The 12340-nt window shown below is 34.3% G+C and carries 11 protein-coding genes; 7 read left to right on the forward strand and 4 right to left on the reverse strand.

Features of this window, described 5'->3' with window-relative positions; translation table 11 throughout:
• Window positions 1-3 precede the first annotated feature (3 nt).
• From BUB82_RS06780 to BUB82_RS06790, 3 genes are all read left to right on the forward strand, one after another.
• Complete coding sequence (locus BUB82_RS06780) at window positions 4-1131, forward strand: hypothetical protein (protein WP_073192852.1); 1128 nt, start codon at window positions 4-6, stop codon at window positions 1129-1131.
• A gap of 112 nt (window positions 1132-1243) precedes the next feature.
• Complete coding sequence (locus tag BUB82_RS06785) at window positions 1244-2383, forward strand: ATP-binding protein (protein ID WP_073192853.1); 1140 nt, start codon at window positions 1244-1246, stop codon at window positions 2381-2383.
• 1 nt (window position 2384) lies between these two features.
• The gene (locus tag BUB82_RS06790) at window positions 2385-3113 is read left to right on the forward strand and encodes a metallophosphoesterase family protein (RefSeq protein WP_073192854.1); all 729 of its coding nucleotides are present in this window, start codon (window positions 2385-2387) and stop codon (window positions 3111-3113) included.
• Here the strand turns inward: BUB82_RS06790 and BUB82_RS06795 are convergent.
• Window positions 3110-4879, reverse strand: coding sequence for a 1-deoxy-D-xylulose-5-phosphate synthase (locus BUB82_RS06795; RefSeq protein ID WP_073192855.1), 1770 nt, complete (start codon window positions 4877-4879; stop codon window positions 3110-3112). The genes BUB82_RS06790 and BUB82_RS06795 overlap by 4 nt on opposite strands.
• Window positions 4880-4916: 37 nt before the next feature.
• On the opposite strand from BUB82_RS06795, the gene BUB82_RS06800 reads away from it, so the two are divergent.
• Together BUB82_RS06800 and BUB82_RS06805 are read left to right on the forward strand one after the other, a co-directional pair.
• Window positions 4917-5366 carry a nucleoside deaminase gene (locus BUB82_RS06800; RefSeq protein WP_073192856.1) on the forward strand — a complete coding sequence of 150 codons (450 nt, stop codon included), beginning with the start codon at window positions 4917-4919 and terminating at the stop codon, window positions 5364-5366.
• 1 nt (window position 5367) lies between these two features.
• Window positions 5368-5727: a hypothetical protein gene (locus BUB82_RS06805; RefSeq protein ID WP_073192857.1), complete on the forward strand. Its 360-nt coding sequence runs from the start codon at window positions 5368-5370 to the stop codon at window positions 5725-5727.
• Here the strand turns inward: BUB82_RS06805 and BUB82_RS06810 are convergent.
• The 3 genes from BUB82_RS06810 to BUB82_RS06820 form a co-directional block, all read right to left on the reverse strand.
• On the reverse strand, window positions 5698-6543 hold the full coding sequence (locus BUB82_RS06810; RefSeq protein WP_073192858.1) for an alpha/beta hydrolase family protein: 846 nt from the start codon (window positions 6541-6543) through the stop codon (window positions 5698-5700). The two genes, BUB82_RS06805 and BUB82_RS06810, sit on opposite strands and share 30 nt — an antisense overlap.
• 22 nt (window positions 6544-6565) lie before the next feature.
• Window positions 6566-7348, reverse strand: coding sequence for an alpha/beta fold hydrolase (locus BUB82_RS06815; protein ID WP_073192859.1), 783 nt, complete (start codon window positions 7346-7348; stop codon window positions 6566-6568).
• A gap of 61 nt (window positions 7349-7409) precedes the next feature.
• A complete protein-coding gene (locus BUB82_RS06820) occupies window positions 7410-8702 on the reverse strand; it encodes an aminopeptidase P family protein (RefSeq protein ID WP_073192860.1) in 1293 nt (430 codons plus the stop codon).
• Window positions 8703-9087: 385 nt separating this feature from the next.
• On the opposite strand from BUB82_RS06820, the gene BUB82_RS06825 reads away from it, so the two are divergent.
• Window positions 9088-11424 carry a T9SS type B sorting domain-containing protein gene (locus BUB82_RS06825; protein WP_073192861.1) on the forward strand — a complete coding sequence of 779 codons (2337 nt, stop codon included), beginning with the start codon at window positions 9088-9090 and terminating at the stop codon, window positions 11422-11424.
• Window positions 11425-11657: 233 nt separating this feature from the next.
• Window positions 11658-12338, forward strand: a complete 681-nt coding sequence (locus BUB82_RS06830; RefSeq protein ID WP_073192862.1) for a succinate dehydrogenase cytochrome b subunit — start codon at window positions 11658-11660, stop codon at window positions 12336-12338.
• The last annotated feature ends 2 nt before the right edge of the window (window positions 12339-12340 follow it).

A 12340-nucleotide genomic window follows, 5' to 3' on the forward strand; every position in this document is an offset into this window, starting at 1 on the left:
AAAATGAAAAATCTATTTTTCTTAGGAGGTTTATTCATTAGCTTATTTATTACGAGCTGTGAACCTGTTGAAGACCTCGAAAACGACATCAACAATGAACTTGAAAACACACCTATTACCGGTGTTGTAGAATATACTTTAGTAGAAGAAGATTATACTGATATTTTAGAGCTTAACTTTCCAAACTTCAGTAATTCAGACCAAGCCAGAGAACTTGTGCCAACTTTACTTACTGAAATGTACCCATTCTGGGGAAAAGGCTCACAGGCTTTAGTTACATTCGATTTGTATGCTCCACAATTATCAGTTGAAGGTGATCCAACTGAGTATACACTAATGGATGAAGATTACGACCCATATTCAAACTATGGTAATTTTGATAACTACACAGATATCAAAGATTTCTTGAGTAATAAGTATCCAAATGCAGCTGAAGGTGAATTAGTCATTTTAACATTTGAGTTTTATAGCGGTTCTACTGAAACTTTAACTGAGGGTTTTGTTTTTAACGGTACTAATTGGGCTCAAACAACTATGGTTACAGATGCTCAATACGAAGAAATGGGTCACGGTCAGTATTATAATTTTAATAGCGAAGACCAAGCTGAAACTAAACTTGAAATTTTACTCAATAATACCGTTTCTTATGATGTTATTGAAGAAGGTACTGTAAAACGTATGCTATATAAATTTTACAGCGGATCTGTAAATTATCAAGTTGCTAACTTTGTATATTCAAATGATATGTGGATGTTGTTAACTAATGTTGCAACAGAAACGCTTCAATTTGGTCATGATGGCGAAACTTGGGTTCCTGATAATACTATTAAATATGAATTAACTGCTGATGACTTTAACCTAATTGCAAATGCTTTAGCTGACACATATCCCGGACCAACTTCAAGTGCTGGTAACTACGGAAACTTCGACAGAAGAGAAGGCAATTCTAATTTCTGGAGTGATGACATGATTTTAGAAGCGATGAATGTTTTACTTGACAGTAAAAATCCTGAGGCTGAAAATGGCCAAAAATATGAGCTTACTTATGCCATCTATAATGGCACAAGTGGTACTGAAACTATTTTTGTAATTAAACAAGATGGTGTTTGGGAAATAAACCCTGATGCCTAATAAAAACTGATAGATTAGCCATTAAAGCGAGACCAATTGGTCTCGCTTTTTTTATGGTTTAAATTTACTTAAGTCTCTCAATTTAAATATCTTTAGCTTACATTTAAGTCACATGTTAAATAAGCGTTTACTTATTAAAAATCTACTCGCCCATAATAGCGAAAACAGCTTTTTTGATAAAAAACTGAAAATTGACATTAGCAATAAAGAAGGTAAAGCTAAGTTTTTAAAACATATTTGTGCGCTTTCAAATTCAAATCCTAATAACAACGCTTATATAATTATCGGTGTTAGTGACGAAACAAATCAGATTCTTGGTGTAGACTTCTTTGATGACAGTAAAATTCAAAATTTAATCAACGCTTATCTCGTCCATCCACCTAAAGTCAGTTATGAAAACATCCCTTTTCCTCATCTTCCAGAGCGTAAAGTTGTAGGTCTCGTTAGCATTAGACCTAAAACAGAAACCAGCATTTGTGCACTTCGTAAAAATATATGGAAATATTGGGGCGGTACTGTTTTTATGCGTGAAGGCAGTATTAGCAAGCCAAAAGTATTTGATATTGAAATTAAAGATTTCAACTCTAAACTGGTTAACGAAATTGAAAGTCATTCGCAAAACAACATTAAACTAACGCTAGATGGTGTTTTCGATTTTATTGAAAAAAGCAAAGATTACAACCCACAATATCAAGTATTTAAAGAGTATTTCGTTGTCTGTTGGGCTGGAAAAATTAAACAAATTAATGGTAAAGAACTACTCTCTCGCGTCAATATCGAGCTGATTAACGAGCAAGTAAAGCTATTTTATTCAGATTTAGATAAAGTTGAAATTCAATATGATGATGATAAATTTGAAATTTTAGAATACATACATCTCGGTTTAGAACAAAAGTTTGCCTATTATCCTTTAGAAAAAGTAAGCATCAAATTTCAAAATACAATGAAGTACGAAATTGAAACCGAACTTATCTTTAAACCACCAAAATATGATGCGGCAACCCTACGCCATTTTTTAAACCACAATAAAACACTACTCCAAAAAGTAAGTAAACACATTAAATTAACGCCTAATGAGTTGGCAGATCTTGAGCAAGCACCTAGCATCTATTTAATTGCTTATTTAAACGGTTTTAAAACTGCACTTGAAGCTTTGTACAATGCTAAATTTTTACTAAAAAAAACTTATCCAACAGCGCATCAACGCGTAAAAGATAACTTAAGAGTTTTACGAAAAATTAAATATAATTAATATGCAGCGATGTTATGTAATTGGTGACATTCATGGTGGCCTGAAGGCTTTAAAAGACTTACTATTTCAGCTCAATCTTCAACCAAACGATAAGCTTATTTTTTTAGGTGACTATGTTGATGGTTGGAGCGATTCTGCCGCAGTCATTTCCTATTTTATTCAGCTGAAAGAAACGCACAATTGTCGTTTTATTCGTGGTAACCATGATGACTTAGTGTTAAAATGGTTAACGACTAATTTCAACAATGAAAAATGGTTGCAACATGGTGGTAAAAGTACAAAAGAAGCTTATGAAGCTATTGATGAAACAACAAAGCAGTTGCATATCCAATTTTTAGAAAACTTAGAAGATTATATCGTAGACGAAGAAAACAGACTATTTGTTCATGCGGGATTTGCCAACTTACATGGACCTCAACATGAATTTTACAGCAATATCGTTTATTGGGATAGAAGTTTATGGGAAATGGTATTAGCGATGGATCCTAAGTTGAAGCCAACAGACCAACGCTACCCCAAACGCTTAAAATTATTTAATGAAATTTACATTGGCCATACACCAACTACAAGGCTGAATCAAACAAGACCTATTAAGATAGCAAATGTAATTAATGTTGATACAGGTGCTGCTTTTAAAGGTCCGCTAACAGCTTATGAAATTAATTCGGGGGAAGTGATTCAAAGTAAGCCTGTTTACCAGTATTATCCTAAAGAAAATGGCCGAAATTAAAGCTGCAAGACTTGCTTAGCTATTGCTTTTGCTGATATACCCGCAACTTCAAACAATTCTTGTGTACTACCATGTTCAATAAATTGATCTGGAATGCCCATTTTAATAAGTTGTGTATTGGCTTCAACTTGATTGAAGTAACTCGACACCGCATCACCTAAACCACCAATAATTGATGCATCTTCAACGGTAATTACAAATTCAAACTGATTAATAATTTCATCTAAAACTTCAGAATCAAGTGGCTTTAAAAATTTGAAATCATAATGTGCTGGCTTAATTTCTTTTGGGAGTAATTTAAAAGCATGAGTAACTTCCTGAGCAATGCTACCAATGCTAAGCACAGCAAATCTTTGACCTGATTGAAGTAATTCAGCTTTACCAATTGGAACGGTCTTAAAATCAACTTGCCAATTTTTATGAAACGATTGCCCACGCGGATAACGAATGGCTATTGGATGTTCATTAAACTGGCTAGCTGTGTATAATAATTGGCGTAATTCAATCCCGTTTCTTGGTGAAGCGATTACCAAATTGGGAATACAGTTTAGATAAGCCAAATCAAAAACACCATGATGGGTTGCACCATCACGACCAACAAGCCCAGCACGATCTATACAAAATACAACAGGTAAGTTTTGCAAGGCTACATCATGAATGACTTGATCATAAGCGCGCTGTAAAAAGGTTGAATAAATGGTACAAAACACCTTAAAGCCTTGTGTTGCCATGCCAGCTGAAAGTGTTACAGCGTGTTGCTCAGCAATACCTACATCAAATGCACGATCAGGATATGCTTGCATCATATACTTTAAAGAACTTCCTGTTGGCATCGCTGGTGTTACACCAACTATCTTTGGATTATTTTTGGCTAAATCTAGCATGGTTAAGCCAAAAACATCTTGAAATTTAGGTGGCAAATCGGTTTGAGAAGATTTATAACGTTCGCCCGTTTGTTTATTAAATTTTCCTGGCGCATGATAAGTCACTTGGTCTTGCTCTGCACTAGGCAAGCCTTTACCTTTTTTAGTAATTACATGTAATAAACGCGGTCCGTTTTGCTGCTGTAAACGCTTTAAAGTTTCAATTAGCTTGGGTAAATCATGACCATCAATTGGACCTTCATAACTAAAGTTTAAAGCTTCAATTATATTGTCTTGTTTTGGCTTATTTCCTATTTTGGCTTTAGTTAAGTAGTTTTTTAAAGCACCAACACTTGGGTCAATTCCTATGGCATTGTCATTTAAAATAACCAACAAATTAGCTTTCGTAACGCCAGCATGATTTAAACCTTCAAATGCCATTCCTGATGCAATTGATGCATCGCCAATAACAGCAATATGTTGTCTATTTAATTTCCCCAATAGCTTTGAAGCAATGGCCATGCCTAAAGCTGCAGAAATTGAAGTTGAGCTATGCCCAACACCAAAAGTATCATATTCACTTTCGCTACGTTTTGGAAAACCGCTAATGCCATTTAACTGTCGGTTAGTTTCAAATAATTCTCGACGACCTGTTAAAATTTTGTGTCCGTAGGCTTGATGACCAACATCCCAAATTAATAAATCATCTGGTGTATGAAACACATAATGCAAAGCAATGGTTAATTCAACCACACCTAAACTAGCGCCTAAATGACCTTCTTTAGTCGAGACAATATCAATAATAAAATCGCGAAGTTCATCTTTTAATTCTAAAAGTTGTTCAGCAGATAGTTGCCTTAAATCGGCTGGTGAATTGATGGTTGAAAGCAATTTATAAGTCATCTTACAAAGTTACCAATTAGAAATTGTATTTTTGAGTATGCTTACACCATTTGATGATAATTATTTTATGAAGAAGGCCTTAGAAGAAGCTCAATTAGCTTATGAAAAGGCTGAAGTTCCTGTAGGTGCTGTGATTACGCATCAAAATACAATTATAGCAAGGAGCCATAATTTAACCGAACAACTAACTGATGTTACCGCACATGCTGAAATGCAAGCGATTACTTCGGCCGCAAATTTTATTGGCGGTAAATACCTGAAAGATTGTACGCTTTATGTCACTTTAGAACCTTGCCAAATGTGCGCTGGCGCTTTGTATTGGAGCCAAATTTCAAGACTTGTTTTTGCTGCTGAAGACGAAAAACGCGGTTATAGAAACATGGGCACAAAGTTACACCCTAAAACTAAAGTCAAATTGGGTGTTTTAGCTGAAGAAGCCTCAAGTTTATTGAAGCGCTTTTTTATAGAAAAACGAAATTTAAATTAAAATGCCTACCATAACAATTAAAAATGATCTTTGGCTTTTAAGAAGTTTTGAATGTATCTTTTTTAGTGGGGTTGCAATTCATTTTTTTATAAAATCAACAACTGATAATGGTGGTTATTTTGCTTTAAGTTTTATTTTTTTGCTTAATGCAATATTAGCAGCTGTAAAGTTATTTCACCCGAAATACAATAAAGTTGAATTAGATGAAGAGCAAATTACTTCAATAAAGCGGAAAACGATTCCTATTATTAATTACACCTTTTTAGTAGTGAAATACCGAAACAAAGAATTAAAAGTTTTTAGAAAGTGCAATCAACAACAATTACTTCAACTAAGACTCAAGCACAAAATTGATGCTTAATTGCGCTAAGGTTGAAGCTTTTTCAGGAAGATGTAATTCATCCCAAGGATGTTTCATTCCAAAAACGTGATTAGCTCCAGGAATAACTTTTAAAACTGATTGATTTATGTGTTGATGTAAGTCTTTTGCATGATCTAAACGCACCGCTTCATCTTGGTCTCCGTGAATAATTAAACAAGGCTGCTTAATGGTTTTAGCATTATTTAGAATGTGAAGCTCTGGTTCATGGGCTTTAAAATCTTCAAAAAATTGAAAGTAATGTGGCATTAACTGATTTGTTCGGCCATTTTTAGCATGATAAACGCCAGTTGTTTTCCATTGCTCAAACGCACTGCCTGTTGGAAATCTGGACTCAAAATCTGATACTGCTGCCCAAGTAATTAATCGGTCTACCAAATGGTTTTGTGCAGCAACCAAAACCGAAATACCACCACCACGACTATGCCCAATTAAAGTCAATTGGTTTAGGTTTATAAAAGGATGTTGACTAAAATACTGAGCGGCCCAATTAATAACGGTATTAACATCTTGTACTTGGGTTGTATAATTGTCTTCGGCAAAGGCTTCTAAATTATTAAATTCTGTCGGTTGCTCAGGTGTTCCGCCATAATGCGAGAAGTTAAACTTAACAAATACAATTCCGTTTTTAGCAAACTCACTTGCTATTAAATGCCAAGCGCCCCAATCTTTAAAACCTTTATAGCCATGGCAAAATAAAGCGACCTGATGTGATGTTTGTGCGTCGTCGTAAGTGTAATCTAATAAAATCGGTAAGCCGGATTCACTTGTAATTTGCAAACTTGTGTTTTGAATCATCTTGTATCAATTTTATTTAAATTTACAAAATAGACTTTAAATGCTGAATTAATTCGGGTAATGCCTCGATATAACTCATATGACCACCTGGTAATAACTTAAAATTTAAATTATGCTTTTGGGCAATTTGTTTTAAAGCGTTTGTATTTGCTATAGGGTCGTCTTGACCAGCGATAATGTGCGTTTTAGCTTTTAAATGAATTAAAGTGTTGGTTCGGTCTTCACGATCACGCATGCCTTTAAGCGTATTGATAATACCTTGTGTGCTGCAAGTTTTAGCCTGCTTAACAGCTTCATTGATTGCATCTTCATGACGTAAATGCATTTGGGGTAAAAACAAATTTTTAACCGCCATACTTGTAAAAGCCTTAGGATATTTTTGTACCATTTTGATGGCGCGATCGCGGTCCCTTTTTCGACTGGAAGAATCGGAAAAACTAGTAGAATTCAAAATAATCTGTTGTTGAATGACTTCTGGAGCAACTTCAGCTAAAGCTAAAAGCACATAACCGCCTAATGAATGCCCAACGAAATGTGCATGGTGCAAGTTTAAATGATGCAATAATCCGCGAATAATTTCAGCTAAATTAGGCATGGTATGAATGTAGCCCATCGCTTCAGTTTGGCCGTGACCAGGTAAATCGATACAAATAATTCGATACTTATCCTGAAACTGCGGAATGATAGATTGCCACATGGTGGCATTTTCTAGAAACCCATGAATACAGACTAAAACAGGCTTTTTTGAAGCGGTTTCAGTTTGGGTAAAGTGAATTTTAGTTTGTCGAAAATTGAATGTCGGCATAGATAAAAACAACCTTGCTGAACAGTTTCAACAAGGCTGTGGTTTTTTAAATCAGTTGAAATTATTGGTTCATTAAATCTTCAATTTCTTCAATTTCGATAGGAATATTGCGCATAAGATTGAAAGGTTCGCCGTTTTCTTGGATCACGACATCATCTTCAAGTCTAACGCCAATATGCTCTTCAGGCAAATAAATACCAGGTTCTACCGTGAAGACTTGATTGGCTTTTATTGGCTCATGCAATAAGCCGTAATCGTGCGTATCTAAACCAATGTGGTGTGATGTGCCATGCATAAAGTATTTTTTGTAGGCTGGCCATTTAGGGTCTTCATTTTGAACATCGGCTTTATCAAGTAGTTTTAAGTCAAGTAACTCTGACGTCATTAATTTACCGACCTCAACATGATATTCAGCCCATAATGTTCCAGGTACTAACATTTTAGTCGCTTCTTTTTTAACGCGATTAACGGCATTATAAATTTGTTTTTGGCGATCGGTAAATTTTCCATTAACTGGAATGGTTCGTGACATGTCACTGGCATAATTGGCATATTCAGCGCCAACATCAAATAAGATTAAGTCACCATCTTTACATTGATGTTTATTTTCAATATAATGTAAAACGGTTGCATTTTTACCAGAAGCAATAATTGGCGTATACGCAAAACCACGTGAACGATTTTTTAGGAATTCGTGCATAATTTCAGCCTCAAGTTCAAATTCCCAGATATTCGGTTTCGTTTCTTTTAAAATACGTCTAAAGGCTTTTTCAGTGATATTGCAAGCCGTTTGCATCGTATCTAACTCTAATTGATGTTTTACTGAACGTAAACGCTGTAAAATCGGATTGCTTTTAGCCACTTGGTGCGCTGGATAGTTTTCTTTTAACCATTTATTAAAACGGTCTTCACGGGTTTCGGTATCATGAGCAGCGCGATAATGTTCATTGGTGTTAATATAAATAGTTTCACTTTGAGACATCAGCTCGTGAAATATTTTATGAAAGTCTTTTAGCCAATAAACCGTTTTGATGCCAGCAATTTGGAGGGCTTTTTCTTCATCTATTTTTTCGCCTTCCCAAACCGCAATATGCGGATTAGTTTCTTTTAAAAATAAAATCTCGCGATGTTCTGGTTTTGGAGCATCAGGGAATAATACCAAAATACTATCCTCCTGATCTACACCACTGAGGTAGTAAATGTTTCGGTCTTGTTGAAACGGAATGGTACTATCGGCACCTATGGGATAAATATCGTTAGAGTTGAAGGCCGCAACTGAATTAGGCTTCATTTGAGCCATAAAGTTTTTGCGGTTTTGAATAAATAATTCGTTTGAAATAGGTTCGTAGCGCATAAATTAATGATTTTTTTCAAAGATAAAGATTGTATTTGTGGATTCAAGTCATAAACACAATTCTATTATTTTTAAAGGCGCTTTTAGTTTAATTTTCAAAACCGAGTTGGGCTAAACCTTCAGCTAATGCAGGATGATTTTGGTCGAGATGTAAAACTTTCATCAATATGTTTTAAGCAAATATAAAAGCTTTGTTGTTGAAAAGGTTTTAAATCAAAAAATCCATCAAATTTATGATAGATTTTTTTAGTAAAATTTCTTGTGTTTACTTAATAATCATTTTCTTAGTGATAATCTCACTACTACCACTTACCAAACTGTATAAATAAATCCCTGGTTCAAAATCAGGTCAAAGAATTAATTAAATTAATTATATTTGGTTAATATGAGTCATAATTATTTCACATATTTTTATTTGTCTTTTTTATTTCTAATAATATTAAATATTAATGCTCAAACTCCAACTGTTATTCCTCTTGAGCTTCGTGCTCAATACAATGGACAATATGATTATAAAATTGTAGGCAATACTTTAAATGAAGTCGATAATAAATTGCCAGGTCCATGTGAAATGCTCTCTGAATCATCAGCTAATTTAAACTTAGCTCCTGGTCAAACACTCGAGGCCGCTTATTTATATTGGTCGGGTATTGGAGATGGTTTGTTTGATCCAGAAATTCAATTAAATGGGCAATCATTATTTGCAGACGAAATAAATGTTGTAGATCCACAACAAAATGGTATTGCTCTTTATTATGGTTCTTTTAAAGATATAACCAATATAATTGATCAACAAGGTAACGGTTTGTATAACTTTTCTGATTTGGATTTAAATCCTATAATTGGAAATTACTGCTCTACTGGTCAGTACTATGCTGGCTGGTCTATTTTAGTCATTTATAAAGATACTACTTTACCTACACAACAGGTTAATGTTTATGATGGTTTAGCTTCTGTTTATGGACAAATTGGAGATATTACTTCATCAGCTATCATCAATATTCAAAATCTTAATATCATTAATACAAATAATGCACGTATGGGTTTTTTGGCATGGAATGGGAGTTCGAATAGTTTTTTTAATGAAAGTATTTCGTTTAACGGTAATTTATTAAGCAATCCGCCTTTAAATCCTAGTGATAACCCCTTTAATGGCACCAACTCTTACACAGGTACTGATGACCTTTATAATATGGATTTAGATGTATTTGATATTTCTAATTTTATAGCTGTTGGAGATACAGATGGTAATATTACTTTTACATCTTCATTAGATCGTTTAATCCAAAACGTAGTGACCGTGACTCGCTCTGAGTTGCCGGATGCCACGGTGCAACTGACCAATTTTTCGGGTATAGGTAATTGTAATGCGCAAAGTCTTAGCTTTGAAGCGACTGTTTATAATCTTAATTCCAGTGACCTTTTACCTGCCAATACGCCTGTTTCTGTTTTTGTGTTGGATGAAAATAATGAAGAAGTATTTTTAGACACTTTTTTTACCCAAAATATCATTCCTATTAACGGTTCTGAAACTCAGTTTTTAACGCTTGCCATTCCTCCACAAATCCCAAATAACACAACTTTAATCTTAAAAGCAAACACGCTTGAAGATGGCTCACAACCTATTAACGAAGCTAATGTTTTAAACAATAATTTTAGCGCTGATCTTATTATACCACAAAGCCCTGCCATTAACGATCAGCCTTTAACGGTCAATCTCTGTGATGATGTCAGTAATGGCGTTTTTGTAAATCTTACTGAGTTTGATATTAGCATTAAACTTAACCCTAAGCATGATGTGGTGTATTATCAAAGCCAAACTGATTTTGATAACAACTTGCCAATTAACCAACCTGATAATTTTCAAATCAACGCCAACACTACTCAAGTGATCGCTGAAGTAGTTAATCCAGTCTCTGGCTGCGCTTCTACTACGCAAACTATCATCACAATACAGGTAGCAAACATACCTATTATTGATTTTTACCAAGGTGAAGATTTAGTGATTTGTATTGATTTTTTAAGCAATACCATCATCAGTGCGCCCATACTCGACACCCAACTGAATGAAACTGATTATACATTTGAATGGTTTTTAGATGGTGAACTTCTAAACTTTACAGGAAATAGCCTTGAGGTGCAAGAAGCTGGATTCTATGAAGTTATCGTGACCGAGATTACAACCAATTGCCAAACCAGTTATGTGGCAGAAGTGATTGTAAGTTCAATCCCTGATTTTGAAGTTAATGTGATAGGTCAAAATTTTAATCAGAATAACAGCATCGAAATTACCGATATTCAAGGTGTTGGTGACTTTGAGTTTTCAGTTAATGGCCAAAATTGGCAAAATTATCAAGGAGAAAGCCAGCTAATTTTTTCAAACTTACCTGGTGGCGAAATTCAAGTCATTGGCAGAAGTTTAGCAGGTTGTGGTCAAAACACTAAAAGCGTTTTACTATTAAATTATCCTGAGTTTTTTACACCTAATAATGACGGATTTAATGATACTTGGTCGATTACAAATTTGCCCGATGCAAAAGTGTTTATTTTTGATCGTTTCGGTAAGCTAATTCAAAAACTCAACCAAGACAACAACGCTTGGGACGGCACTTTTAATGGTAAAGCAATGCCAACTAGTGATTATTGGTTTATCCTTAACTATAAAGACCCTAAAACGGGTGAACCAAAACGTCTTAAAGCTAACTTTACGCTGAAACGCTGAGTTTTATTCTTCTCTCAACGCTATACTAAGCTTCCATTTTCCAAACAAAAACTAAATTTAAACCTTAGAAATACTTAAATGATTATTTACTGCAGATTCATATCTTAATGAAATTGACGAAATCGATTGAAATTGTTTTAAAACTATTCTAAATTAACACGAATTAAGCTTAGTTTTTTGTGTGTAAGGCGAATGCGATGTATTTTTGAAATAAATTTTTCAAAAACATCACAATGAGTGGAATTTTAAAAACATCAATAGCACGAAAATTTGCTATGGCACTTTCAGGACTATTTTTAGTTCTTTTTTTGGCACAACACTTTACCATTAATTTTACGTCGGTTGTTAGTCCAGACACCTTTAATGAAATTTCCCATTTTATGGGTACAAACTTTTTAGTTCAAGCCATTTTACAACCTGTATTAATTTTTGGGGTTGTCTTTCACTTCATTATGGGTTTTGTTTTAGAAATCAAAAACAATAAAGCTAGAGTGGTTAAGTACAAAAACTACAATGGCGGCGCAAACGCACCATGGGTTTCTAGAAATATGATTATTTCAGGAGCTGTTGTTTTGGCATTTTTAGGCTTACACTTTTATGATTTCTGGATTCATGAAATGCAAGTTAAATATCTCCAAGGTGACATGAGCGGCTTAAATGCTGCTGGCGAATTTCGTTATTATGAAGAAACAGTTGCTAAATTTGCTGGTCAACCCGTAAGATTAGGTATTTACGTATTATCATTTGTCTTTTTAATGCTTCACCTTTTACATGGGTTTGCTTCATCTTTTCAAACTGTTGGGTTTAACAATAAATATTCTAAAGGTTTAAAAGTTTTTACCAAAGCTTTTGCAATTGTTATCCCTTTAGGCTTCGCATTTATTGCTATATTTCACTACATCAATAATTTATAATT

This window comes from Psychroflexus salarius, assembly GCF_900129035.1.
GTDB classification, from domain to species: domain Bacteria; phylum Bacteroidota; class Bacteroidia; order Flavobacteriales; family Flavobacteriaceae; genus Psychroflexus; species Psychroflexus salarius.